Raw genomic sequence first — 23,713 nt, forward strand, 5'->3', positions numbered from 1 at the left:
CCCCCGACGCGCTAGGATAGCGCCGGACGACTTCGACCCGGCCATCACCGGTGAGTCTCCGGAAGAACGGCGCCGGCTCCGGCCTGCGCCCAGTAGACCCGGACGGGTGCGGCCCGTGACAGCCGATCGAGTGGGAACGCGTCAGCGGGGGGCGTGTCCCCGTCGCCGCGCTTCCCCGAGATCGAGGAGCGCGTGCTCGCGTACTGGAAGGCGGACGACACCTTCCAGGAGTCGATCCGGCAGCGCGAGGGAGCGCCGGAGTGGGTCTTCTACGACGGCCCGCCCTTCGCCAACGGCCTGCCGCACTACGGGCACCTCCTCACCGGCTACGCCAAGGACGTCTTCCCCCGCTTCGAGACGATGCGCGGACGGCAGGTGCACCGCCGCTTCGGCTGGGACACCCACGGCCTGCCCGCCGAGCTCGAGGCGGAGCGGCAGCTCGGCATCACCGACAAGTCCCAGATCGAGGAGATGGGCGTCGCGGCCTTCAACGCCGCCGCGAAGGAGTCGGTGCTGCGCTACACCGGGGAGTGGCAGGACTACGTCACCCGCCAGGCGCGCTGGGTCGACTTCGACGACGACTACAAGACGCTCGACCCCACCTTCATGGAGTCGGTGATCTGGGCGTTCAAGCAGCTCTACGACAAGGGCCTCGCCTACGAGGGCCACCGCGTGCTGCCGTACTGCTGGCGCGACCAGACGCCGCTGTCGAACCACGAGCTGCGGATGGACGACGACGTCTACAAGATGCGCCAGGACCAGACGGTCACCGTCACCTTCCCGCTGGTCGGCGAGACGGCGGAGGCGCTCCAGCTGACGGCGGTCCGCGCTCTCGCGTGGACGACGACGCCGTGGACGCTGCCGACGAACCTCGCGCTCGCCGTCGGGCCCGACATCGAGTACGCGGTCGTCCCCGCCGGCCCGAACGGCGCGGCCGACGGCAGGGGCGAGCCCGAGGAGCGCGAGCTCTCGGCCGAGTACCTGCTCGCCATCGACCAGGTCGGCGCCTACGCGAAGGACCTCGGCTATCCGGACGCGGAGTCGGCCCTGGCCGCCGTCTCGCGCACCCACCGCGGCTCCGAGCTCGAGGGGATCAGCTACGACCGCCTCTGGGACCACTACGCGGACACCGAGGCCTGGGACACGCAGAACGCGTGGCGCATCCTCGTCGCCGACTACGTGACCACCAGCGAGGGCACCGGCATCGTGCACCAGGCGCCCGCCTACGGCGAGGACGACCAGAAGGTCTGCGAGGCGGCGGGCATCCCCGTCATCATCTCGGTCGACGACGGCGGCCGCTTCCTGCCGCAGATCAGCGAGGTCGCCGGCCTCCAGGTCTTCGACGCGAACAAGCCCCTCACGCAGCTCCTGCGCGCGGGCCACCGTCTGCTCCGCCAGGCGAGCTACGAGCACTCGTACCCGCACTGCTGGCGCTGCCGCAATCCGCTGATCTACAAGGCGGTCTCGAGCTGGTTCGTCCGCGTCACCGCGATCCGCGACCGCATGGAGGAGCTCAACCAGGAGATCACCTGGGTCCCCGAGAACGTCAAGGACGGCCAGTTCGGCAAGTGGCTCTCGGGCGCGCGCGACTGGTCCATCAGCCGCAACCGCTACTTCGGCTCGCCGATCCCGGTGTGGAAGAGCGACGACCCGGAGTACCCGCGGATCGACGTCTACGGCTCGCTGGACGAGCTGGAGCGCGACTTCGGCGTGCGCCCGGACGACCTGCACCGGCCGTTCATCGACGAGCTGACCCGCCCGAACCCCGACGACCCGACCGGGCGCTCGACGATGCGCCGGATCAGCGACGTCCTCGACGTCTGGTTCGACTCCGGATCGATGCCCTTCGCCCAGGTGCACTACCCGTTCGAGAACGCCGACTGGTTCGACACCCACAACCCGGCGGACTTCATCGTCGAGTACATCGGGCAGACGCGCGGCTGGTTCTACACGCTGCACGTGCTCTCCACCGCGCTCTTCGACCGCCCGGCGTTCCGCAACGTGGTCAGCCACGGCATCGTGCTGGGCAACGACGGGCAGAAGATGTCCAAGTCGCTGCGCAACTACCCGGACGTGGCCGAGGTCTTCGACCGCGACGGCTCCGACGCCATGCGCTGGTTCCTGATGTCGAGCCCGGTCCTCCGGGGCGGCAACCTCGTCGTGACGGAGGAGGGCATCCGCGAGGGCGTCCGCCAGGTGCTGCTGCCGCTGTGGAGCACCTGGTACTTCTTCTCCCTCTACGCCAACGCCTCGGCGGGCGGCGGCTACGAGGCGACCAGGCGCACCGGCTCCGAGGACGTCCTCGACCGCTACCTGCTTGCCAAGACCCGCGATCTGGTCGAGACGGTGACCGGCCGGCTCGAGGCGCTGGACTCCACGCTCGCGGCCGCCGCGCTCCGCGACTTCAGCGACGTGCTCACGAACTGGTACGTGCGCCGCTCCCGCGACCGCTTCTGGCAGGGCGTCGACGAGGACGGCCGCGGATCGGAGGCGTTCGACACGCTCTACACGGTCCTCGAGACCGTGTGCCGCGTCGCCGCCCCGCTCCTGCCTCTCGTCACGGAGCAGATCTGGCAGGGCCTGACCGGCGGCCGCAGCGTCCACCTCACCGACTGGCCGGAGGCGGACGAGTTCCCCGCCGACCCGGCGCTCGTGCACGCGATGGACGCGGTCCGCGGCATCTCGTCCACCGCGCTCTCCCTCCGCAAGCAGGCCGGGCTCCGCGTCCGCCTGCCGCTCGCGCGCCTGACCGTGGTGGTCGCCGACGCCGCCGAGCTCGCGCCGTTCGAGGCGATCCTCCGCGACGAGCTGAACGTGAAGGAGGTGTCGCTGGTGCCGCTGGTCGACTCCAGCGCCGCCGACTACGGCGTCACCTCCCGTCTCGCGGTCAACGCGCGCGCCGCCGGGCCCCGGCTCGGCAAGGGCGTGCAGACCGTGATCAGGGCCGCCAAGGCCGGCGACTGGAGCGAGACGGACGGCGTCGTCACCGCCGGCGGCGTCGAGCTGGTCGAGGGCGAGTACGAGCTCACGCTCGAGGTCGGCGGCTCGGCCGGCGACGACCGCGCCATCGCCCTGCTCCCGCGCGGGGGCTTCGTGCTCCTCGACACGGCGACCACCCCCGAGCTCGAAGCGGAGGGGCTCGCCCGCGACCTCATCCGCGCGGTGCAGGACGCCCGCAAGGCGGCCGGGTTCGAGGTCAGCGACCGGATCGTCCTGGAGGTCGTGCTCGACGAGCCGAGCCTGCAGGCGCTCGAGCCGCACGCGCTCTGGATCGCGGAGGAGACCCTCGCGACCGGATGCGCGTTCACTCCGCTCACCACGGCTCTCGAGGGCGGCGAGGGCGCGATCGCCGTCGGCCCCGCGGGCACCGCCATCATCCGCGTCGAGAAGGTCGAGGCCGCCGATGTCTGATCCGTTCGAGCCGGACGACGCCGACCGCGCGGCCGCCGACGCCGTCTACGCCGCGCTGCTGGAGCGCCTGGGCGAGGCGAGCATCCGCCCGCGCCTCGCTCCGACCCGGCGCGCCGTCGAGATCCTCGGCGACCCGCAGCGCGCCTACCCGGTGATCCAGATCGCCGGAACCAACGGCAAGACCTCGACCAGCCGGATGATCGAGAGCCTGCTGCGCGCCCACGGGCTGCGGGTGGGCCTGTTCACCAGTCCGCACCTCGAGCGCTTCAACGAGCGCATCGTCATCGACGGAGAGCCGATCTCGGACCGGAGCCTCGCCGACAACTGGCAGGACGTCGAGCCGTACCTGCGGATGACCGACGCCGAGCTGGCCGAGCAGGGCGAGGCGCCGCTGTCCTTCTTCGAGGCGATCACCGTCCTGGCCTACGCGGCCTTCGCCGACGCGCCGGTCGATGTGGCCGTCGTCGAGGTGGGGATGGGCGGCGAGTGGGACTCGACGAACGTCGCCGACGCGCAGGTCGCCGTCTTCACGCCGATCGCCCTCGACCACACCGACCGCCTCGGCTCGACGATCGAGGAGATCGCGCGCACCAAGTCGGGCATCGTCAAGCCGCTCGCCTCGGTGGTCTCCGCGAGGCAGGTCCCGGAGGCGGAGGCGGTGCTGCGGCACGCGGCCGAGGCCACCGAGTCGACGATCGTCGTCGAGGGGGCGGAGTTCGACGTCGAGTCGACGACCGTCGCCGTCGGCGGCCAGGTCGTCACCGTCCGGGGACTCGTCACCACGTACGAGCAGCTGCTGCTGCCGTTCTTCGGCGACCACCAGGCCGAGAACGCCGCCGTGGCCGTCGCCGCGGTCGAGACGTTCCTGGGAGGCGGGACGCAGGAGCTCACCGGCGACGTCCTCGACGAGGGCTTCGCCGCCGCGACCTCCCCGGGCCGCCTGCAGCTCGTCGGACTCGCTCCGCGCACCGTCGTCGACGCGGCGCACAACCCGCACGGTGCCGCGTCCCTCGCCGCCGCTCTCGGCCGCTACTTCGACTTCGACCGCGTGACGGCCGTCCTCGGCGTGCTGGCCGAGAAGGACGCCGAGGGGATTCTCCGGGAGCTCCGCCCCGTGGTGGACGAGCTGATCGTGACCACGGCGCCGAGCGATCGGGCGATGCCCGCCGAGGAGCTCGCCGCGCTCGCCCGCACCCTGTTCCCGGAGGAGGCGGTCCGCGTCGCCGACGACCCGCTGGGTGCTCTCACGGCCGGTCGCGTCCTCGCGGCGCGCACCGACAAGGGCGCCCTGCTGGTCACGGGCTCGATCACCCTCGTCGGCCGCACGATCACCGCGGCCCGCGACGAGAACTGGCTGGGCGCGTGAGGGCCGGGCGCCCGCGGCGCTCGCGGACCGTCCGGGAGAGCCTCGGCTCGATCGTGCTCGGCTTCGAGGCGGTCATCGTCTTCCTCGCCACCCTGGTGGCCTTCGGGCTGAAGGCGGCCGACCCCGTGATCGTGCTGGTCGGGGGAGCGGTGGTCTGCCTCGCGCTCGTCGCCACTCTGGGCCTGCTGAACCGGCCGGTCGGCTTCCGCATCGGCTGGGTGCTCCAGTTCGTTATCGTGGCCTCGGGCCTGCTGGTCCCGATCATGTACGTGATCGGCGCCGCCTTCGTGGCGCTGTGGACGTACTGCATGGTGACCGGCACCCGCCTCGACGCTCAGACGCGCCGGGCGGCGGAGCCCACCGACCCCACCGAAGGAGACCGCTGAACCATGGCCACTCAGGAGACCCTCGTCCTCGTCAAGCCCGACGGCGTCGCCCGCAACCTCACCGGCGAGATCCTCCGCCGCATCGAGGCGAAGGGCTACTCCCTCGTCGACGTGAAGCTCGTCGAGGCCGACCGCGAGCTGCTCGCCGCCCACTACGCCGAGCACGAGGGCAAGCCCTTCTACGAGCCGCTCGTCGAGTTCATGGAGAGCGGCCCGATCGTCGCCCTGCGCATCGCGGGCGACCGTGTGATCGAGGGCTTCCGCGCCCTCGCCGGCACCACCGACCCGACCACGGCCGCTCCCGGCACCATCCGCGGCGACCTCGGCCGCGACTGGGGCCTCAAGGTCCAGCAGAACCTCGTGCACGGGTCCGACTCCGAGGAGTCGGCCGCGCGCGAGCTCGGCCTCTGGTTCGCCTGAGCCGCTCGGCCGCCTGCCTCTGACGACGTCCGTCAGAGGTAGGCGAGCACGTTCAGCCTCACCTGCGCGATCACCGCGATCAGCAGGTAGCAGAGCAGCGTGATGAACGGGACCCAGCCGTAGGCGGCACCGGCGAAGCGGCGCACCCCGGCGGGGACGGGGAACACGCCCTCACGGAGGTTGCGGAGCGTCACCAGCCAGAAGCCCGGGATGACGACGGCCCAGGTGAGCATGCACCAGGGGCAGAGCGTTCCGAGCGCGAAGACGCTCGTCGCGATGAGCCAGCCCACGAACACCAGGGCCAGCAGGAAGCCGACGTTGAAGGCCGCCCAGAACCACCGGTCGAACCGGGCGCCTGCGAGCAGGCCCAGCCCCACCACGATCGGCGCGATCCAGGCCGCCAGGCCGATGAGAGGGTTCGGGAAGCCGAAGACCGCGCCCTGCGCCGAGTTCAGGTTCGCACTGCACTGCACGAGCAGGCTGAAGTCGCAGCCGAGGCCCGCATCCGGGTTCTCGAGAGCGGCGAACTTGTCGTTCGTGAGGGCGAAGGCGGCGGTCCAGCCGATCACGCCGAGGACGATCAGCAGGACGGCGAAGACGACGGGGCGCTGCTGGGTGGGGGCGTCGCGCACCCCGGGATCGCTGGACACCGGGGGATTATGGCACGCGCCGGATCGGCGCCTCTGGGAATGCGTGCGATAATCGGAGCCGTCGGTCCGGGGGACCCCGCATCGACGCGAAGAAGGTTTACCGGGCGAGTACCGGGCCACAGGAGATCGACAGCGTTCCGCGAATGGACGCGCCGGATCTCCGCTCCGCCGGGAGTCGACCGCAGGTCGCACCGCGGAGGAGCGCGTGTCGGATAGTCAGTTCCGAGAGTGCAGCTGCAACCGGAGTCCCGCGCCACGAGCGCGACGGGACCGGGGGAGCGGAAGGATTCGCGGCGGGCCGAGGCCCCTCGCACGAGAGAAGCATCCGGGAAGACGACGCGGCGGACGACCCGGCCGAGGAGTGCACCAGGAATGGTGGAAGACAACAGTACGAGCGGATCCGATCCGGACCGCGACGGGCCCCGTAGCGGGGCCAGGAAGATCAGCCGCCTCTTCGGTGGCCGTCGGGCGACCCGGCGGACCGAGTCGAGCGCGCCAGCGACAGGGGAGACGATCATCGACAGCAACGAGACCGACCAGGCCGGAGCCGAGGGCACCGAGCTGCCCGAGACCGGGAGCGCCGCGGAGGCGGCCGAGCCGTCGACGTCGACGGGCGCGGTGTTCTTCAACGCCCTCCCGCAGACCCCGGGCGCCGAGCAGGAGGAGCCGCGACGGCCCGCACTGCCGAGCCCGTCGCTGCTGTTCCAGGCGCCGGTCCTGCCCGACTACGTCGAACTGGCTCCGCTGCCTCCCCGCGGTGCGCCGCTGGGCGTCCAGGAGGAGCGCGAGAGCTCGGCCGAGGAGCAGGGCTCCGTCCGCCGCCGCTCGCGCCGCCGCAGCGGCGAGAGCGAGAGGTCCGGCTCCGACGACCCCGAGAACACCGTCGTCCGGGTCCGCCAGCCGCGCGAGCAGCGCGAGGCCCGCGAGCCCGAGCTCATCACCGAGCCGCAGCGCATCAAGGGCTCGACCCGCCTCGAGGCCAAGAAGCAGCGCCGCCGCGACGGCCGCGACGCCGGCCGGCGCCGCACGGTCGTCACCGAGTCCGAGTTCCTCGCCCGCCGGGAGGCCGTCGACCGCGTCATGGTCGTCCGCTCGAAGGAGGACAGCATCCGCATCGGCGTGCTCGAGGACGGCGTCCTCGCCGAGCACTACGTCGCCCGCTCGCAGGAGGCGTCGCTCATCGGCAACGTCTACCTCGGCCGCGTGCAGAACGTCCTCCCGAGCATGGAGGCCGCCTTCGTCGACATCGGACGCGGGCGCAACGCCGTGCTCTACTCCGGCGAGGTCGACTGGGACGCCGCGAACAACGCCGGCGGCCCCCGCCGGATCGAGCTCGCGCTCAAGCCCGGCGACCGGGTCCTCGTCCAGGTCACGAAGGACCCCGTCGGCCACAAGGGCGCCCGTCTCACGAGCCAGATCTCGCTCCCCGGCCGCTACCTCGTCTACGTGCCCAACGGCTCGATGAACGGCATCTCGCGGAAGCTCCCGGACACCGAGCGGGCCCGCCTGAAGAAGATCCTCAAGGAGGTGCTGCCCGAGAACGTGGGCGTCATCGTCCGGACCGCGGCCGAGGGCGCCACGGAGGAGCAGCTGACCGTCGACGTCGAGCGCCTGACCGCGCAGTGGACGGCTCTCAGCGCGAAGGCCGGGACCGGGCAGGCTCCCGCTCTCCTGCACAGCGAGCCGGACCTGCTGATCAAGATCGTCCGCGACGTCTTCAACGAGGACTTCGAGAAGATGGTCATCGCCGGCGACGACGCCCGCGAGACCATCGAGCTCTACCTCAGCCAGGTCGCACCCGATCTGCTCGAGCGCGTCGAGGTCTACACGGGTGAGAAGGACGCGTTCGACGAGTTCCGCATCACGGAGCAGATCGAGAAGGCGCTGGAGCGCAAGGTGTGGCTGCCCAGCGGCGGCTCGCTCGTGATCGACCGCACCGAGGCGATGACGGTGGTCGACGTCAACACCGGCAAGTTCGTCGGCTCGGGCGGGAACCTCGAGGAGACGGTCACGAAGAACAACCTGGAGGCGGCCGAGGAGATCGTCCGCCAGCTGCGCCTGCGCGACATCGGCGGCATCATCGTCGTCGACTTCATCGACATGGTGCTCGAGTCCAACCGCGACCTCGTGCTCCGCCGCCTGGTCGAGTGCCTGAGCCGCGACCGGACGAAGCACCAGGTCGCCGAGGTCACCTCGCTCGGCCTCGTGCAGATGACCCGCAAGAAGCTGGGCCTGGGCCTGCTCGAGACCTTCAGCGAGAACTGCGAGATCTGCGCCGGACGCGGCGTCATCGTCCACCACGACCCCGTGCTCAAGCACCGGTCGACCGCCGCTCCGCAGCAGGAGCAGCGCCGCCGGGGCAAGGGCGGCGAGCAGCAGCCCGCCGCCTCCGGGCGCTCGAACGGCGGGCAGAACGGGCAGGGCGCGCCGGCGACCAAGCCGATCAGCACCCACGCCATCACGGACGACGCGAAGAACGCGCTCGCGCAGATCGCCGCCAGCACCATCCACCCCCAGGCCGTGCGCCAGGCGGCGGAGGAGGCGGCCGCGCTGGTCGAGGACGCCGCCGAGACCGTCGAGGCCATGGCGCCGGAGGAGTCCGCCACGGCACCCGAGGAGCAGCCGTCCGAGCCGAGTCGTCGCGGCGAGCGTCCCGCCCGGGGCGAGCGCCGTCGTCGCAGCCGCGACCGCGAGCCGCGCCAGGAGGCCGCCGAGACGGCGTCCGTCGAGCCGGCTCCCGTCGAGACCCCGGTCGAGAAGGAGATCGAGCCGGCCGCTGCCGCGCCGATCCTCGACATCCCGATCGCGCCGGTCACGCCTCCGCGCCGCGTCCGCAGCGAGGTCGCCGAGCACCTGCTCGACTCCGTGCTCGACGCTCTGCCGGCCCCGAAGCAGCCCGGCCAGGGCCGTGCGAAGAGCCGCCGCGTCACGACGGCCGCGCTCACCGGAGTCGCGGTCATCCCCGAGCAGACCCCGCGCCGCGCCGACCAGTAGCGCGACCCGGTGTCAGGAGGGCCCGGTGCCCGGCGAGAGCCGGCGCCGGGCCCTCTCGGCGTCCCGGTCGCGCCCGCGGACGCGGAGCCCGCTCCGCCTCAGCCGCTCGACCAGCTCCCGCGCGCCGACGGGGACCGCGCCCGCGGCGACGAGCTCGTCGATCCGCTCCTCGGGCACGTCGTAGTGGTCCAGGTCGAAGCCGCGCTCGGGCACGCCGAGACGGCGGGCGAAGTCGTGGAGCTCCTCGAGCGAGACGTCGCTCACGAGGTGCGCCCACAGCCGGCCGTGCGCCGGCCAGCGCGCGGCGTCGACGAGGATGGCCATTCCCCGATCGTAGGCGGCGCGCCGTCCGTCCACGCGCCTCCTCCTCGACTATCGTGACGGGGTCGCCGGTCGGGTGGACACGGCTTCGCAGTCGTGTGCGTTTGACCGTGGAGCGCGGATCCCGTACTCTTGACCGTTGGTGTGGCGCGATCCATGTGCTCACGCAGATTTCCGTTGTCGCTCCGCCCCTCACGGGGCGCGGGCCGCGGTGCCGGTTCCCTCGTGTCGTGAGGAGACGGGTACGAACCGGAAGACCGGGGCTCAGCCCCGTCCCTACAAGCCCCGGACGAGGCCTCCGCTCCGTCCAGACGAGAAACAGGTACGAGAAGTGGTTTACGCAGTTGTGCGCGCCGGCGGTCGGCAGGAGAAGGTCGAGGTCGGCACCATCGTGACGATGGACCGCGTCAAGGCCGACGAGAACGGCACCGTGCAGCTTCCTGCCGTGCTGCTCGTCGACGGTGAGTCGATCACCTCGGACGCGGCGACCCTCGCGGGCGTCACCGTCACCGCCGAGGTGCTCGAGGACCTCCGTGGTCCGAAGATCATCATCCAGAAGTTCAAGAACAAGACCGGTTACAAGAAGCGCCAGGGGCACCGTCAGGACCTCACGCGCGTCAAGGTCACTGGCATCAAGTAGTCCTGCAAAGGAATTGAGCTGACCTGCGGAGCGAGCCATCGCCCTGCAGGGCAACAGCACGGGGCTGCGGCCCCCCGGTCTCGAGGAGATGAGAAATGGCACACAAGAAGGGCGCGAGCTCCACTCGCAACGGTCGCGACTCGAACGCGCAGCGTCTCGGCGTCAAGCGCTTCGGCGGCCAGGTCGTGAACGCGGGCGAGATCATCGTCCGTCAGCGCGGCACGCACTTCCACCCCGGCGCGAACGTCGGACGCGGTGGCGACGACACCCTGTTCGCCCTCTCGGCGGGCGCTGTCGAGTTCGGCAGCAAGGGCGGCCGCAAGGTCGTCAACATCGTGGCGGCCGCCCAGTAGGGTCGACCTCCTCGGCCGCACAGGCACAGGACGCAAGGGGCGGGCTTCGGCTCGCCCCTTGCGCGTTTACCGGGGCACAGCCCCCCGGCGCCGGCATCCCGGCGCCGCACGCACTCACGGACGGATTCACACCATGGTCACCTTCGTCGACAACGTCACGCTGCATCTGCGTGCCGGCCACGGCGGCAACGGCTGCGTCTCCGTCCGTCGCGAGAAGTTCAAGCCGCTCGCCGGCCCCGACGGCGGCAACGGCGGGCACGGGGGCGACATCGTCCTCGTCGCCGACCCGCAGACGACGACGCTGCTCGCCTACCACCGCCACCCGCACCGCAGCTCCGAGAACGGCGGTCCCGGCATGGGCGACCACCGCGCGGGCGGGAACGGCGAGCTCATGGAGCTCCCCGTCCCGGTCGGCACGGTCGTCAAGTCGCCGGACGGCGACCAGCTGATCGACATGGACGAGCCCGGCCTCCGGTTCGTCATCGCTCCGGGCGGGCAGGGCGGGCTCGGCAACGCCTCGCTCGCCACCACGAAGCGCAAGGCGCCCGGCTTCGCGCTGCTCGGCACGCCGGGCTGGGAGGGCGACGTCGTCCTCGAGCTGAAGACCGTCGCGGACGTCGCGCTCGTCGGGTTCCCCTCGGCGGGCAAGTCGAGCCTCGTCGCGGCGATCTCGGCGGCCAAGCCGAAGATCGCGGACTACCCGTTCACGACCCTCGCGCCCAACCTCGGCGTCGTGCAGGCGGGGGAGTCGCGGTTCACCGTCGCCGACGTGCCCGGTCTCATCGAGGGCGCGAGCGAGGGCAAGGGCCTGGGCCTGGAGTTCCTCCGCCACGTCGAGCGCTGCACCGCGCTCGTCCACGTGCTCGACTGCGCCACGCTCGAGCCCGGCCGCGACCCGCTGACCGACCTCGACATCATCCTCGGGGAGCTGGCGGCGTACCCCGTCGGCGACGGACAGGTGCCGCTGATCGAGCGCCCGCAGCTGATCGCGCTCAACAAGGTCGACGTGCCCGAGGCCCAGGAACTGGCCGACTTCGTCCGGGCCGACCTCGAGGGCCGCGGCTACCGCGTGTTCGAGATCTCGACGGTCAGCCACTCGGGACTCCGCCAGCTGACGTTCGCCCTCGCCGAGATCGTCGAGAAGCACCGCCTCGAGCTGGCCGCTGTGCCGCGGGTGGAGCGCATCACCATCCGGCCCCGCGCCGTGGACGAGAAGGACTTCGAGATCCGCGTCGAGGGCGGCTCCTACGGCAACGTCTACCGGGTCCTGGGCACCAAGCCCGTGCGATGGGTGGCGCAGACCGACTTCACGAACGACGAGGCCGTCGGCTTCCTCGCCGACCGCCTGGCCAAGCTCGGAGTCGAGAACGGCCTCTTCTCGGCCGGAGCGGTCGCCGGCTCCACCGTCGTCATCGGCCCCGGCGACGGCGTCGTCTTCGACTGGGAGCCGACCCTCACCTCGACGGCCGAGCTCATCACCGCGCCCCGCGGAACGGACCTCCGCCTCGAGGACAACCGGCGCAAGACGCGCAACGAGCGTCGCGAGGACTACTTCGAGCGGATGGACGCCAAGGCCGAGGCCCGCGCGGAGCTCGAGCGCGAGCGCCAGGGCGGCGTCTGGCGCGTCGCCGACGAGGGCGACGGCACGGAGGCCGTCGAGGAGAGCTGACTCCCGCCGCCGGGGTCGTCTGCCTCTACACTGGCCGGATGCCGCAGACGACCCCCGACAGCAGTGCGCTGACCGAGCGGTTCGCCGCTTCCCGCGTCGCGTCGCGCTCCCTCCGCAGTGCGACCACCGACCTCAAGAACCGGGCTCTGCTCGCCATCGCCGACGCGGTGCGCTCGAGCGCCGAGCGCGTCGTCCCGGCGAACGAGCTCGACCTCCAGCGGGGTCGCGAGAGCGGCATGAGCGCGGGCCTGCAGGACCGCCTCCGCCTCGATGCGGTGCGCCTGGGGTCCCTCGCCGACGCCGTCGTCGCGGTCGTCGGGCTCACCGATCCGGTCGGGCAGACGGTGCGGGGATCGAACCTGCCCAACGGCGCCTCCCTCACCCAGGTGCGGGTCCCGTTCGGCGTGGTCGGAGCGATCTACGAGGCGCGCCCGAACGTCACCATCGACATCGCGGCGCTCGCCCTCAAGAGCGGGAACGCCGTGATCCTGCGCGGAGGCTCGGCCGCGGAGAACACGAACCGCGTCCTGGTGGAGCTGCTGCAGGAGGCCGTCGCCTCCGTCGGCCTGCCCGCCGAGCTGGTGCAGACGGTCGACGACCACGGCCGCGAGGGCGCGAAGGCCCTCATGCGAGCGCGCGGCTACGTCGACGTCCTGGTGCCGCGGGGGAGCGCGGGCCTCATCGAGTCGGTCGTGACCGAGTCGACCGTCCCTGTGATCGAGACGGGCGCCGGAGTCGTCCACGTCTTCCTCGACGCCAGTGCCGACGAGCAGTGGGCCGTGGACATCGTCCACAACGCCAAGGTGCAGCGTCCGAGCACCTGCAACGCCCTCGAGACCCTCCTCGTCCACCGCGACGCCGCCGAGCGCCTCCTCCCGCCCGTCCTCGGCCGGCTCGCGGAAGCGGGAGTGACCGTGCACGGCGACGAGCGCGTCGCGGCGCTCTGGCCCGACGCGGTGCCCGCCACCGATGAGGACTGGTCCGCGGAGTACTACTCGCTCGACGTCGCCGTCGCGATCGTCGACGACCTCGACGCCGCGATGGCCCACATCGACCGGTACTCCACCCACCACACCGAGTCGATCGTGACGAACGACCTCCGGAGCGCCGAGCGCTTCCTCGCCGAGGTCGACTCCGCGGTCGTGATGGTCAACGCCTCCACCCGCTTCACCGACGGCGGGGAGTTCGGGTTCGGCGCCGAGGTCGGCATCTCGACGCAGAAGCTGCACGCTCGGGGCCCCATGGGTCTTCCCGAGCTGACCAGCACGAAGTGGCTGCTGCGCGGCGCGGGACAGGTCCGCGCCTAGCGCCCGGACCGGCGATCCGGCGTCGAGCGGCGTCCGGGTAGACTCGTCGGAGCCCCGCCGGGGCGACCACGACCTCCAAGGAGCACTGCATGTCCCTCGCGACGACCGTCCTCGCCGAAGCAGCGGCCCACACGGAGCTGCCGTTCCCCCCGATCGTCTTCGGCCTGATCGCCGCCGTCGCCTTCACGGCCCTCGGCTTCGTCACCTGGAGCTACCGCGACGTGGCGAACCGCCACTCGCACAAGACCGGCGCCGGCTCCCACGACCAGCACGGTCACGGACACTAGGCGGGGAGCCCAGCGATCGTGACGTCCGCCGCGAGCGGAGGCCCGCGGCGTCCGCGCATCGGCGTGATGGGCGGCACCTTCGACCCGATCCACCACGGTCACCTGGTCGCCGCCTCCGAGGTGGCCCAGTCGTTCGACCTGGACGAGGTCGTCTTCGTGCCCACCGGCCAGCCGTGGCACAAGAAGACGGTGACCTCCGCCGAGCACCGGTACCTGATGACGGTGATCGCGACGGCGTCGAACCCGCGCTTCACCGTCAGCCGCGTCGACGTGGACCGGATCGGCACGACCTACACGATCGACACCCTGCGCGACATCCACGCCGCGCACCCCGACGCCGAGCTGTTCTTCATCACCGGCGCGGACGCGGTCGCTCAGATCCTGAGCTGGAAGGACTACGACGAGCTGTGGGAGCTGGCCCACTTCGTCGCCGTCAGCCGGCCGGGGCACGTCCTCAACGTTTCGGGATTGCCGGCCCAGGACGTATCCTTGTTGGAGATTCCGGCACTGGCGATCTCCTCGACCGACTGTCGGAGCCGCGTCAACCGGGGTCATCCGGTCTGGTACCTGGTTCCCGACGGTGTCGTCCAGTACATCTCGAAGCACCACCTGTATCGGAGCACGTCATGACAGTTCAGCCCGAGGAGAAGCCGCTCACCCGGCGCGAGATCCGCGAGCGCGAGAGGCGCGAGGCCGGTGCGGCCACGACCGCCGCCGTTCCGACGACGTCCCGCCGAGCTGCCACCGCGACCGCCACCACCGCCGGCGACATGCCGGTGCTGACCCCCACCCAGGCCCTGCGGATCACCCCCGTCGAGCCGAACCCCGCGAGCGAGCCCGACCTGCGCACCTCCTCGATGGAGATCGTCGCCACCGAGAACGCCACGGGCCGCCAGCTGACCCGTCGGGAGCTGCGCGCACTGCTGGCGCAGCAGCAGGCGGAGAAGGTCGCCGCTGCCCCGGAGGCGGAGCCGCCCGCCGACGAGGAGCGCTCCGACGACGAGCGATCCGACGACGTCGAGGGCGCCCTCGAGCGCGCCTCGGCGCTCCCGCCGACCGGGGCGGTCCCCGTGATCGAGGCGGCCGACGAGTCCCGCGACGCGGAGCCGGTGCCCGAGGGTGCAGCGGAGCAGGAGCCGGAGGGCGACGAGGACGTCGTCACCGAGGACGCCCCCGAGGCGTCCGAGGAGGAGGCGGACGAGTCCGCCACCGATGCGACCGCGGACGCCGACGAGGCCGACGCGGCCGAGGTGCACGAGGCCGAGATCGAGAGCTCCTCCTCCGACGGCGAGACGCCATCCGCGGACGCCTCCGACGAGCGGGACGCGGACGACGAGCAGCCGACGGCCGGCGAGCAGCCCGAGCAGCCGCACCTGAACACCGCGCTCTTCGCGTCGGTGGGCGGATCCCTCGACATCGCCGACGAGAAGGCCACCGAGATCACCGGGAGCTTCGAGCCGCCGATCGAGCACCTCGCCATCACCGAGGAACTCGACAGCAAGTCGAAGGAGGAGGTGGACGCCTCGTTCGACTCCCTCATCGCGAGCGGAGTCGCCGCCACCGGTGCCGTCACCACCACCAACGCGCTGATCCTGCCGACCACGGGCCCCGGCGCGACCGTCGGCACGGACACGGGGGAGATCCTCGTCACCGGCTCGTTCGACCTCCCGCGCAGCCTCGGCTCCACGGGCCAGCACCCGAACCTCTACGACTCGCCCGATGTGGACCGCTACGTCGACCGCATCGACCGCGAGCAGCCCGCCGGCGAGTCCGAGCCGGTCCGGGCGTCCAGCGCCGTCTCCACGCACGCCGCCGGCACCTCGATGATCGCGCCGCAGAAGCGCGCCGGCGTGAGCGTCCCGGTGGTCCTCGCGATCACCGCGGCCGTCCTGCTGGTCGGCGCGATCGCGCTGTTCATCGGCGGCTTCGTGCTCAACATCTTCTGATCTCCACCACCGACACTGAAGGCTTCATGACTGCGACCGATTCCGCCCGCGCCCTGCTCCAGCTCGCGGCCACCGCCGCCGACTCCAAGGGCGGTGAGGACCTCGTCGCCCTCGACGTCTCGGGGCCGCTGCCGCTGGTCGACATCTTCCTCCTCGCCACCGGCCGCTCCGAGCGCAACGTGGTCGCGATCGCGAACGAGGTGGAGGACCGCCTGAACGACTCCGGCGCCAAGTTGCTGCGCCGCGAGGGCCGTGCGGAGGGCCGCTGGATCCTCCTCGACTTCGGCGACCTCGTCGTGCACGTCTTCCACGAGGAGGACCGCATGTACTACTCGCTCGAGCGCCTCTGGAAGGACTGCCCGACGGTGCCGTTCACCCTCGAGCAGCCCGTCGCCGTCGACTCGTCGACGTCCTCGAACTGACGAACACGCCCGGCGACAGCGCTCGATTTCACTTCACGCGAATCGTGTTGTAGTTTATTCGAGTTGCTTCCGCCGGGCGGAGACAGCGCAGGACAGTACGAAGCAAGACAGAACACAACATGGGTCCGTGGCGCAGCTGGTAGCGCACCTGCATGGCATGCAGGGGGTCAGGGGTTCGAATCCCCTCGGATCCACCGAACAGGTCCGCACTCCTCCGGGAGTGCGGACCTTCGTCGTTCCCGGCGTTATAGGGTCTGGCGTCGTCCTGTCCGGCGCCGTCCTGTCCGGCTCAGGCCGGTCAGGCCAGCCAGGACCGTGCCCGTCCGGCCACCGGATCCCCCTGCTGGTCACGCACGGGTCGGCCCGACCGGCTCCACATGGCCGCCGCATCCGGCGAGGAATCCGGAGAGCTCGCTCCAAGCGTCCTCCCCGATCGTGGTGCCCGGGCGCCGTGCGAGATCGGCCAGAGCGTCCGTCAGCTCGTCGACTCCCGTCACGATCCTCGTCCGTGCCGCTCCCGTGCCCTGCCATCCGGGCGCGTACGTCCTGACGTCGGGGTGGCTGTAGAGCACGGCCGTCTCGAACCACGGCGTGGGCAGTCCGCGCAGGGCCAGGTACTCCTTGAGCCTCGCGGCCTGGATCCGGACCTGCCGGGCGGGGACGTGCTGCTCGACATGCGTGCGCACCGTCCACCGCGACACCGTCCCCGGTGCGATCTGAACCGCGAAGGCCTCGGGCAGGGCGTCCTCGTCGAGGAGGACGCCGTAGGAGGGGTGGACGGTACCGGGTCGCACGCCGTCGAAGACGACCCCCTGCCAGTACTTGGCCTCGATGATGAGCGCGCCGTGCCGGGTGAGCAGCAGATGGTCGATCTGCGCGAGGAAGCGGCGCGTCGTGCGCGCCTCGACCGGTACGAAGACGACGTTCGTGGCGAGGACGCCGGACAGCCCCGCCGAGGCGCACGCCTCCCGGATCAGGGTGTGCGAGACGGCCTCGCTGCTCCAGGTCCTGGCGAGCGCGTCACGGGTCTGCTCGGCCTCCTCCTGCGCCGTCTCGAGCTCGGTACGACTGAGGTCGCGCTCGGCGTCGCGCGCGCGCGTCAGTGCCTTCAGCGCCGCCTCGTGGCTCCGGTCGCGCTCGGCGATCGTGCGCTGGTGCTCCTCCGAGGCCTCCTTCGCGGTCTGCTCCGCCGCCGCTCCCGCCGCAGTGCGCCGTCGGCGGCCGACGACGACCGTGATGAGGAGGGCCAGGAGCAGGGCGGCCGCGACGGCCCAGGGCAGGTACTCGTTCATGGTCCCCAGGCAAGCACGGACCACCGACCGTGCGCCGCGACGGCTCCCGATCGCGCCGCTCGGCAGACTGGCCGCAGTGCGCTCGCTCGTGCCCTGTCCGGACGTCTTCGTCGGTGTCCGCCTGCGCGCGCAGGCGGAGACGCCGACCCTGCGCCGGCCGATCGCGCAGGCGGAGCCCTACCGCCGCCTGGCGGACGCGATGCGCGACCAGCACGAGGTCCGGCTGACCGGCGTCGAGGGCACGCTGCTGGGCCCCGTCGGCCGGCAGCCGTTCCAGGGGATCAGCGTCGCCGGCCTGCACACGCACGTCGTCGACGCCACCGGCGGGACCGGCGGCCACATGCTCGCCGCCTCCGGAGTCGCGGGCCTGCTCGAGATCGAGCAGTACGGCGGCATCACCGTCCGCCTGCCGGAATCGGACGACCCGCCGCGAGCCGACCTGGACGCGGCGGCCAGCGCCGAGATCCGCGCCGTGGAGACCGACCACCCGCCCTGAGCGGCCCTACCCTGGACGCATGCCCTCACTGCGCGACGTCCACGCCGTCATCGACCGTCTCTGGCCCGAGGCGGCCGCCGAGAGCTGGGACGCGCCCGGCCTGGTCACCGGCGACCCCGACGCCGCGGTGGAGCGGATCCTGCTCACGGTCGACGTGGTCTCCGACACCGTCGCGGAGGCCGTCGACGGCGGCTACCAGCTCCTGGTCGCGCACCACCCGCTGCTGCTGCGCGGCGTCACCTCGATCGCCGAGGACGGCTACAAGGGCCGCCTGCTCGCGGACCTCATCCGGGGCGGCTGCGCACTGATCTCGGCCCACACGAACGCCGACATCGTCGCGGACGGCGTCTCGGACGTGATCGCGACCCGCCTCGGCCTGACCGGCACGACGCCGCTCGTCCCGGGCGCCGACCCGTCGATCGGGCTCGGCCGAGTGGGCGACCTGCCCGAGGAGGTGACGCTCGGACGCCTGGCCGGAGCCGTGGCCGAGCTCCTGCCGGCCACCGCAGGGGGAGTGCGGGCCGCGGGCGCCTACGAGACGCCCGTGCGCCGCGTGTCGCTCTGCGGGGGAGCGGGGGACTCGCTCCTGGACGCCCCCGCCGTCCGCACGAGCGACGTCTTCATCACCGCCGACCTCCGGCACCACCCGGCCTCCGAGGCGCGCGAGAAGGCCCTGCACGGCACCGGGCCCGCCCTCATCGACGTCTCGCACTGGGCGAGCGAGTGGCTGTGGCTCGACGTCGCCGCGACCGCGCTGCGGGAGGCCCTGCCCACGGTCACCGTCGAGGTGAGCGAGACCCGCACCGACCCGTGGGATTTCGCGATCGTGCACTGACCCGCCGCGGGCACGGGAGAATGGACGCGGCGCGCCCGTACTGCGCGCCGGGAACGAGGACCGCCACGTGAAAGCCAGCCCCGCACACCAGCGCGAACTCCTGACTCTGGCGAGTCTGGACACGAGGGGCGCGCAGCTGCGCCACGCCCTCGCGACGCTCCCGCAGATCGCGCGGATCCAGGCGATGCAGGCCCGCGACAACGAGACCCGCCGCTCCCTCGCCGAGCGCACAGGGCGCCTCGAGGACGTGCGCACCGAGCTCGGGCGCATCGAGTCCGACGTCAGCGTGGTCGAGAAGCGGCTCACCCGCGATCGCGACCGCCTGCAGACCGCATCCGCGGCCAAGGACATCGCCGCGCTCGAGAGCGAGATCACCTCCCTCGTGAAGCGACGGGGAGACCTCGAGGACATCGAGCTGACCCTGATGGAGCGGATCGAGGGCATCGAGTCCGAGGTCGCCGCGGCTCAGGCCGAGCGCGACGAGGTCGTCGCCTCGCTCGGGACCCTCGCCGAGGAGCGCGACGCGCAGGCCGAGAAGCTCCGCGACAAGCAGGAGGCGCTCGCCCGGGACCGGGCGGACCTGGTGACGACCCTTCCGGAGGACCTGGTCGAGCTGTACGAGAAGCAGCGCGCCCGCTACGGAGTCGGCGCGGCCCTCCTCCGCGGGAAGGTGTCGGAGGGGAGCGGCGTGGCCCTCACCGAGTCGGACCTCTCCTGGATCCGCGCCTCCGCTCCCGACGAGGTCGTCCTCTGCCCCGACAGCGGCTGCATCCTGGTGCGCGGCGAGGAGTCCACCCTCGCCTGAGCCGTACACTGGACGGGCGAACGGGCCGGCAAGACGGTCGCGTCACCGCGGCGAGAGCCGTGGTGCCGAGGAACGTCCGGGCTCCGCAGAGCAGGGCGGTGGGCAACACCCACCCGGGGCGACCCGCGAGACAGTGCCACAGAGAACAGACCGCCGTCGGCTCCGGCCGGCGGTAAGGGTGAAACGGTGGTGTAAGAGACCACCAGGGGCCGGAGTGATCCGGTCCGCTCGGTAAACCTCGCCCGGAGCAAGGTCAGACAGAGGACGATGCGGCTGCTCGTCGGGTCCTCGGGTAGACCGCTGGAGGGTCACGGCGACGTGGCTCCGAGAGAGATGGCCGTCCAGCGCCCGCCGAGAGGCGCGGCGTGAACAGAACCCGGCGTATCAGCCGACCCCTTCGCCACGAGATGCCCCGCCCCGGCGGGGCATCTCGCGTCTCCGCCGGTCGCCGAGCTCGCGCTCCCGCCCGCAGGCAGCGCGACGGCCTGCCGTGGCGGTTCCCGGGTCTCGATACATCCTTGCGCCGCCACTCGACAGGACTGGCGCGGTCCATCTCTCGCGCTGCCTCCTGCGGACGAAGCGCTGCAGCACGACGTCCGGCAGGCGCCGATCCCGGAGGACGGTCCTGAGACGCCGCTGCGGATCGCCGCCGAGGACCAGGTGCCCCCGCCCCGTCGTGGCTCACCGCGACCGCTGGACCCCGAAGGTCCGATCACGTCCGTGCGCCACGGCGCCACGCACCACGCGAACCGGCGAAACGCGTGCCGGCGTTTCGCCGTAGCCGTCCGCACCCCGGAACGCGTCACCTCCCGAGGCCGACCGCGCCTCGGCGGGCGGGGACCGCCGAGGAAAAAGACTCAGCCCCGCCCTGCGAGCGCGGCCGCGCCGAGGATGCCGGCGTTGTTGCGGAGCGCCGCCGGAATGATCGGGGTGCGCAGGTCGAGCAGCGGGAGGAACTCGTCGTGGTGCTTGGAGATGCCGCCGCCGACGATGAAGAGATCGGGCCAGAGCAGCGCCTCGAGGTGGGAGTAGTAGCGCTGCAGGCGCTTCGCCCAGTGCTTGTAGTCGAGGTCGTCGCGCTCCTTGGCGGCGAACGAGGCCTTCTTCTCGTAGTCGCCGCCGTGGATCTCGAGGTGGCCGAGCTCAGCGTTGGGGATGAGGATCCCGTCGTGGATCTGCGCCGTCCCGATGCCGGTGCCGAGGGTGGTCATGATGACCAGGCCCTCCTTGTCCTTCGCCGCTCCGAAGCGCGACTCGGCGTAGCCCGCCGCATCGGCGTCGTTGACGAAGAAGATGTTCCGGCCGATCGCGTCCTCGAACAGCTTCTCGGCCTCGAGGCCGATCCACTCGTCCGACACGTTCGCCGCCGACATCGTCCGTCCGTGGACGACGACGGCGGGGAAGCAGATGCCGACCGGGGTGTCCGAGGGCAGGTCCGGGATCTTCTCGAGGATCTGCTGGACGGTGGCGACGATGTCCTTCGGCGTGCCGCCCGGGGGAGTGGCGAGCTTCATCCGGTCGCTGAGCAGAGTGCCCGCGGCCAGGTCCACCGAGGCCCCCTTGATGCCCGTTCCCCCGATGTCGATCCCGATGGCGGTCGCCGCAGCAGTCATAGCGGCCATGCTAGCGAAGGGCGGGGGTGCGGACCGACGCGGGCTGCGGCGTAGGATCGCGGCATGGCTGACGGCGACGCGAACTCCTGGTGGTACAACCTCAAGGCCGGCACGGTGGAGCAGGGCTTCGTGTCCCCCTCCGTCGACCGGGTGGGCCCCTTCTCCTCTCGCGAGGAGGCGGAGCACGCCCTCGAGCGGCTGCACGAGAACAGCCGCAAATGGGCCGAGGAGGACGCCGCCGAGGACCGCTGACCGCGGCTACTCGTAGCTGTGCTCGGCGCCGGGGTAGGCGCCGGACTCCACGTCGTCCCGGTACGCGGTGACCGCTCCGGTGAGCACGCCGCGCAGATCCGCGTACTGCTTCACGAAGCGGGGGATGCGGCCGGTGGTGAATCCGGCGAAATCCGTCCACACGAGCAGCTGTCCGTCGACGTGCGGTCCCGCTCCGACTCCGATCGTCGGGATGCGCAGCTCCTCCGTCACCTGACGTGCCGCGTCCGCGGGCACCATCTCGAGGACGACGGCGAACGCCCCGGCCTCCTGGACGGCTCGCGCGTCGGCGAGCAGCTGCTCGATGCCCTCGCCGCGCCCCTGGACCATGTGGCCGCCGAGCCCGTGCTCGCTCTGCGGCGTGAAGCCGATGTGCGCCATCACGGGGATGCCCGCCTCGACGATGCGCCGGATCTGCTCAGCGGAGCGGACCCCGCCCTCGAGCTTCACCGCGTGCGCGTGCGTCTCCTTCATGAAGCGGAACGCCGTGTGCAGCGCGTCGTCGGCACCCGACTCGTAGGAGCCGAAGGGCATGTCGGCGACGACGAAGGCGCGCTCGACGGCTCCGGCGACGGCGCGCGCCAGCGGGATGAGCTCGTCGACGGTGACGGGCAGAGTGGTGTCGTAGCCGAGCACCGTGTTGCCGGCGGAGTCGCCCACGAGGAGGAAGTCGATCCCGGCGTCGTCGAAGATCTTCGCCGTCAGCTGGTCGTAGCTGGTCAGCCCGGTGATGCGGACACCGGAGTCCTTCGCGTTCTGGAAGTGGCGGGTTCGAACGCGTTTCACGGGCTGCGCTGACATGGGCGCCAGTCTACGGCGCGCCTCGGGCGCCCCGCGGGCCCCGGTCGGAGGCAGTAGCCTGAGGGTCGAAACAGGAGGGGTCTGGATGGACAAGCAACGGGACTTCGTTCTTCGCACCATTGAAGAGCGAGGGATCAAATTCGTTCGCCTCTGGTTCACCGACGTCGTCGGCACGCTGAAGTCGGTCGCGATCGCGCCGGCCGAGGTGGAGGGCGCGTTCGCGGAGGGGCTCGGCTTCGACGGCTCCGCCATCGAGGGCCTCACCCGCTCCTTCGAGGCCGACGTCCTCGCGCATCCGGACCCGTCGACCTTCCAGATCCTCCCGTGGCGCGGAGAGATCGACCCGACGGCGCGGATGTTCTGCGACATCACCACGCCGGACGGCCAGCCCGCCGTCGCCGACCCGCGCAACGTGCTCAAGCGCACGCTGGCGAAGGCGGCCGAGCGCGGGTTCACCTTCTACACGCACCCCGAGATCGAGTTCTACCTTCTCAAGTCGTCGTCCTTCGGCGCCGAGGGTCCGGAGCCGGTCGACTCCGCCGGGTACTTCGACAACGTCCCCGGAGGCACGGCGCACGACTTCCGCCGCCGCTCCGTGCGCATGCTGGAGGATCTGGGCATCTCGGTCGAGTTCAGCCACCACGAGGCGGGCCCCGGCCAGAACGAGATTGACCTCCGCTATGCGGACGCGCTCACCACGGCCGACAACATCATGACCTTCCGCACCGTGATCAAGGAGGTGGCGATCGAGCAGGGCGTCTACGCGACGTTCATGCCGAAGCCGCTCTCCGGGCACCCCGGCTCGGGCATGCACACGCACCTCTCGCTCTTCGAGGGCGACGTGAACGTGTTCTACGAGCAGGGCGCCCAGTACCAGCTCTCGAAGCTCGGCCGCCAGTTCATCGCGGGCCTGCTCAAGCACGCCCCGGAGATCACCGCCGTGACGAACCAGTTCGTCAACTCCTACAAGCGGCTCTGGGGCGGGGACGAGGCGCCCAGCTACGTCTCGTGGGGCCACAACAACCGGTCCGCCCTCGTACGCGTCCCGCTCTACAAGCCCAACAAGGGGCAGTCCTCCCGCATCGAGTACCGGGCGCTGGACTCCGCGGCGAACCCCTACCTGGCGTACTCGCTGCTCCTGGCAGCCGGGCTGAAGGGCATCGAGGAGGGCTACGAGCTCCCGGCCGAGGCCGAGGACAACGTGTGGGCCCTGTCGGACGCGGAGCGCCGGGCGCTCGGCTACGGCGCCCTGCCCGCCAGCCTCGACCGCGCCATCTCGCTGATGGAGGAGTCCGAGCTCGTGGCCGAGACGCTGGGCGAGCAGGTGTTCAACTTCGTGCTGCTCAACAAGCGGAAGGACTGGGCCGAGTACCGCGCCCAGGTCACGCCGTACGAGCTGCGCAGCAACCTCGAGATGCTCTGACGCCTC

Annotated in this window: 23 protein-coding genes, 1 tRNA gene and 1 other RNA gene; 20 read left to right on the forward strand and 5 right to left on the reverse strand. The window is 71.6% G+C overall.

The features are described 5' to 3' along the window. Window positions 1-153: 153 nt before the first annotated feature. From ileS to ndk, 4 genes are read left to right on the forward strand one after another with little or no spacing between them, the layout of a single operon-like run. A complete protein-coding gene (gene ileS, locus C5D36_RS06695; RefSeq protein ID WP_104295478.1) occupies window positions 154-3,411 on the forward strand; it encodes an isoleucine--tRNA ligase in 3,258 nt (1,085 codons plus the stop codon). After that, the gene (locus tag C5D36_RS06700; RefSeq protein ID WP_104295479.1) at window positions 3,404-4,777 is read left to right on the forward strand and encodes a folylpolyglutamate synthase/dihydrofolate synthase family protein; all 1,374 of its coding nucleotides are present in this window, start codon (window positions 3,404-3,406) and stop codon (window positions 4,775-4,777) included. The genes ileS and C5D36_RS06700 overlap by 8 nt, the downstream gene beginning before the upstream one ends. Next, window positions 4,774-5,163 carry a DUF4233 domain-containing protein gene (locus tag C5D36_RS06705; RefSeq protein ID WP_258060376.1) on the forward strand — a complete coding sequence of 130 codons (390 nt, stop codon included), beginning with the start codon at window positions 4,774-4,776 and terminating at the stop codon, window positions 5,161-5,163. Before C5D36_RS06700 ends, C5D36_RS06705 begins: the two co-directional genes overlap by 4 nt. Window positions 5,164-5,166: 3 nt before the next feature. Continuing rightward, on the forward strand, window positions 5,167-5,583 hold the full coding sequence (gene ndk / locus C5D36_RS06710; protein ID WP_104223686.1) for a nucleoside-diphosphate kinase: 417 nt from the start codon (window positions 5,167-5,169) through the stop codon (window positions 5,581-5,583). A gap of 32 nt (window positions 5,584-5,615) precedes the next feature. Here ndk and C5D36_RS06715 read toward each other — a convergent pair whose 3' ends face one another. Beyond that, window positions 5,616-6,233: a vitamin K epoxide reductase family protein gene (locus C5D36_RS06715; protein ID WP_258062881.1), complete on the reverse strand. Its 618-nt coding sequence runs from the start codon at window positions 6,231-6,233 to the stop codon at window positions 5,616-5,618. A gap of 372 nt (window positions 6,234-6,605) precedes the next feature. On the opposite strand from C5D36_RS06715, the gene C5D36_RS06720 reads away from it, so the two are divergent. After that, window positions 6,606-9,227, forward strand: coding sequence for an Rne/Rng family ribonuclease (locus tag C5D36_RS06720; RefSeq protein WP_104295481.1), 2,622 nt, complete (start codon window positions 6,606-6,608; stop codon window positions 9,225-9,227). A 12-nt stretch (window positions 9,228-9,239) separates the two neighbouring features. Here C5D36_RS06720 and C5D36_RS06725 read toward each other — a convergent pair whose 3' ends face one another. After that, window positions 9,240-9,551 (reverse strand): DUF4031 domain-containing protein, encoded by a 312-nt coding sequence (locus tag C5D36_RS06725; protein WP_104226718.1) that lies wholly within the window; start codon window positions 9,549-9,551, stop codon window positions 9,240-9,242. A 328-nt stretch (window positions 9,552-9,879) separates the two neighbouring features. Here C5D36_RS06725 and rplU point away from each other — a divergent pair, with 328 nt between their 5' ends. The 9 genes from rplU (at window position 9,880) to C5D36_RS06770 (ending at window position 16,366) form a co-directional block, all read left to right on the forward strand. Beyond that, window positions 9,880-10,188, forward strand: a complete 309-nt coding sequence (gene rplU / locus C5D36_RS06730) for a 50S ribosomal protein L21 (RefSeq protein WP_104223682.1) — start codon at window positions 9,880-9,882, stop codon at window positions 10,186-10,188. A 95-nt stretch (window positions 10,189-10,283) separates the two neighbouring features. Further along, the gene (gene rpmA, locus C5D36_RS06735) at window positions 10,284-10,541 is read left to right on the forward strand and encodes a 50S ribosomal protein L27 (RefSeq protein ID WP_068209107.1); all 258 of its coding nucleotides are present in this window, start codon (window positions 10,284-10,286) and stop codon (window positions 10,539-10,541) included. A gap of 133 nt (window positions 10,542-10,674) precedes the next feature. Further along, window positions 10,675-12,210, forward strand: coding sequence for a GTPase ObgE (gene obgE / locus C5D36_RS06740; protein WP_104295482.1), 1,536 nt, complete (start codon window positions 10,675-10,677; stop codon window positions 12,208-12,210). Between the two features lie 38 nt (window positions 12,211-12,248). Beyond that, window positions 12,249-13,517, forward strand: coding sequence for a glutamate-5-semialdehyde dehydrogenase (locus C5D36_RS06745; RefSeq protein ID WP_104295483.1), 1,269 nt, complete (start codon window positions 12,249-12,251; stop codon window positions 13,515-13,517). Between the two features lie 89 nt (window positions 13,518-13,606). Next, window positions 13,607-13,804 (forward strand): hypothetical protein, encoded by a 198-nt coding sequence (locus C5D36_RS06750; RefSeq protein ID WP_104223679.1) that lies wholly within the window; start codon window positions 13,607-13,609, stop codon window positions 13,802-13,804. An 18-nt stretch (window positions 13,805-13,822) separates the two neighbouring features. Beyond that, window positions 13,823-14,434, forward strand: coding sequence for a nicotinate-nucleotide adenylyltransferase (gene nadD / locus C5D36_RS06755; protein WP_104223678.1), 612 nt, complete (start codon window positions 13,823-13,825; stop codon window positions 14,432-14,434). After that, window positions 14,431-15,750: a hypothetical protein gene (locus tag C5D36_RS06760; protein WP_104295484.1), complete on the forward strand. Its 1,320-nt coding sequence runs from the start codon at window positions 14,431-14,433 to the stop codon at window positions 15,748-15,750. Before nadD ends, C5D36_RS06760 begins: the two co-directional genes overlap by 4 nt. A gap of 26 nt (window positions 15,751-15,776) precedes the next feature. Continuing rightward, a complete protein-coding gene (gene rsfS, locus C5D36_RS06765; RefSeq protein ID WP_104223676.1) occupies window positions 15,777-16,172 on the forward strand; it encodes a ribosome silencing factor in 396 nt (131 codons plus the stop codon). Between the two features lie 121 nt (window positions 16,173-16,293). Beyond that, window positions 16,294-16,366 (forward strand) — tRNA-Ala (locus C5D36_RS06770). A 153-nt stretch (window positions 16,367-16,519) separates the two neighbouring features. On the opposite strand, the gene C5D36_RS06775 is transcribed toward C5D36_RS06770, so the two are convergent. Further along, window positions 16,520-17,464 carry a nuclease-related domain-containing protein gene (locus tag C5D36_RS06775; protein WP_104295485.1) on the reverse strand — a complete coding sequence of 315 codons (945 nt, stop codon included), beginning with the start codon at window positions 17,462-17,464 and terminating at the stop codon, window positions 16,520-16,522. A gap of 76 nt (window positions 17,465-17,540) precedes the next feature. Here C5D36_RS06775 and C5D36_RS16785 point away from each other — a divergent pair, with 76 nt between their 5' ends. The 4 genes from C5D36_RS16785 to rnpB all read left to right on the forward strand — a co-directional run bounded on the left by C5D36_RS16785 (window position 17,541) and on the right by rnpB (window position 20,000). Next, on the forward strand, window positions 17,541-17,960 hold the full coding sequence (locus tag C5D36_RS16785; protein ID WP_181072797.1) for an acetolactate decarboxylase: 420 nt from the start codon (window positions 17,541-17,543) through the stop codon (window positions 17,958-17,960). 19 nt (window positions 17,961-17,979) lie between these two features. Beyond that, window positions 17,980-18,795 (forward strand): Nif3-like dinuclear metal center hexameric protein, encoded by an 816-nt coding sequence (locus C5D36_RS06785; protein ID WP_104257395.1) that lies wholly within the window; start codon window positions 17,980-17,982, stop codon window positions 18,793-18,795. Between the two features lie 67 nt (window positions 18,796-18,862). Continuing rightward, a complete protein-coding gene (locus C5D36_RS06790; protein WP_104226713.1) occupies window positions 18,863-19,600 on the forward strand; it encodes a zinc ribbon domain-containing protein in 738 nt (245 codons plus the stop codon). A 21-nt stretch (window positions 19,601-19,621) separates the two neighbouring features. Further along, an RNA gene (rnpB, locus tag C5D36_RS06795) (RNase P RNA component class A) lies at window positions 19,622-20,000 on the forward strand. 457 nt (window positions 20,001-20,457) lie between these two features. Here the strand turns inward: rnpB and ppgK are convergent. Beyond that, window positions 20,458-21,213: a polyphosphate--glucose phosphotransferase gene (gene ppgK, locus C5D36_RS06800; RefSeq protein ID WP_104239180.1), complete on the reverse strand. Its 756-nt coding sequence runs from the start codon at window positions 21,211-21,213 to the stop codon at window positions 20,458-20,460. A 63-nt stretch (window positions 21,214-21,276) separates the two neighbouring features. Between ppgK and C5D36_RS06805 the strand changes: the two genes are divergently transcribed. Further along, a complete protein-coding gene (locus tag C5D36_RS06805) occupies window positions 21,277-21,465 on the forward strand; it encodes an SPOR domain-containing protein (protein WP_104223671.1) in 189 nt (62 codons plus the stop codon). A gap of 6 nt (window positions 21,466-21,471) precedes the next feature. On the opposite strand, the gene panB is transcribed toward C5D36_RS06805, so the two are convergent. Beyond that, complete coding sequence (gene panB, locus C5D36_RS06810) at window positions 21,472-22,284, reverse strand: 3-methyl-2-oxobutanoate hydroxymethyltransferase (RefSeq protein ID WP_104226711.1); 813 nt, start codon at window positions 22,282-22,284, stop codon at window positions 21,472-21,474. 85 nt (window positions 22,285-22,369) lie between these two features. On the opposite strand from panB, the gene C5D36_RS06815 reads away from it, so the two are divergent. After that, window positions 22,370-23,707, forward strand: coding sequence for a glutamine synthetase family protein (locus C5D36_RS06815; RefSeq protein ID WP_068253236.1), 1,338 nt, complete (start codon window positions 22,370-22,372; stop codon window positions 23,705-23,707). Window positions 23,708-23,713: the final 6 nt, after the last annotated feature.

Origin of the sequence: Rathayibacter sp. AY1C6, assembly GCF_002931535.1 — a bacterium.
Classification (GTDB): domain Bacteria; phylum Actinomycetota; class Actinomycetes; order Actinomycetales; family Microbacteriaceae; genus Rathayibacter.

Bases quoted from the DNA above. Each gene is read 5' to 3' on its own strand.
- obgE (WP_104295482.1), top strand. From the start codon at position 10,675: ATGGTCACCTTCGTCGACAACGTCACGCTGCATCTGCGTGCCGGCCAC.
- C5D36_RS06760 (WP_104295484.1), top strand. From the start codon at position 14,431: ATGACAGTTCAGCCCGAGGAGAAGCCGCTCACCCGGCGCGAGATCCGC.
- rsfS (WP_104223676.1), top strand. From the start codon at position 15,777: ATGACTGCGACCGATTCCGCCCGCGCCCTGCTCCAGCTCGCGGCCACC.
- rpmA (WP_068209107.1), top strand. From the start codon at position 10,284: ATGGCACACAAGAAGGGCGCGAGCTCCACTCGCAACGGTCGCGACTCG.
- panB (WP_104226711.1), bottom strand. From the start codon at position 22,284: ATGTCAGCGCAGCCCGTGAAACGCGTTCGAACCCGCCACTTCCAGAAC.
- C5D36_RS06700 (WP_104295479.1), top strand. From the start codon at position 3,404: ATGTCTGATCCGTTCGAGCCGGACGACGCCGACCGCGCGGCCGCCGAC.
- C5D36_RS06805 (WP_104223671.1), top strand. From the start codon at position 21,277: ATGGCTGACGGCGACGCGAACTCCTGGTGGTACAACCTCAAGGCCGGC.
- C5D36_RS06720 (WP_104295481.1), top strand. From the start codon at position 6,606: ATGGTGGAAGACAACAGTACGAGCGGATCCGATCCGGACCGCGACGGG.
- C5D36_RS06775 (WP_104295485.1), bottom strand. From the start codon at position 17,464: ATGAACGAGTACCTGCCCTGGGCCGTCGCGGCCGCCCTGCTCCTGGCC.
- C5D36_RS06725 (WP_104226718.1), bottom strand. From the start codon at position 9,551: ATGGCCATCCTCGTCGACGCCGCGCGCTGGCCGGCGCACGGCCGGCTG.
- ppgK (WP_104239180.1), bottom strand. From the start codon at position 21,213: ATGACTGCTGCGGCGACCGCCATCGGGATCGACATCGGGGGAACGGGC.
- ndk (WP_104223686.1), top strand. From the start codon at position 5,167: ATGGCCACTCAGGAGACCCTCGTCCTCGTCAAGCCCGACGGCGTCGCC.
- C5D36_RS06785 (WP_104257395.1), top strand. From the start codon at position 17,980: ATGCCCTCACTGCGCGACGTCCACGCCGTCATCGACCGTCTCTGGCCC.
- C5D36_RS06815 (WP_068253236.1), top strand. From the start codon at position 22,370: ATGGACAAGCAACGGGACTTCGTTCTTCGCACCATTGAAGAGCGAGGG.
- C5D36_RS06745 (WP_104295483.1), top strand. From the start codon at position 12,249: ATGCCGCAGACGACCCCCGACAGCAGTGCGCTGACCGAGCGGTTCGCC.
- C5D36_RS06750 (WP_104223679.1), top strand. From the start codon at position 13,607: ATGTCCCTCGCGACGACCGTCCTCGCCGAAGCAGCGGCCCACACGGAG.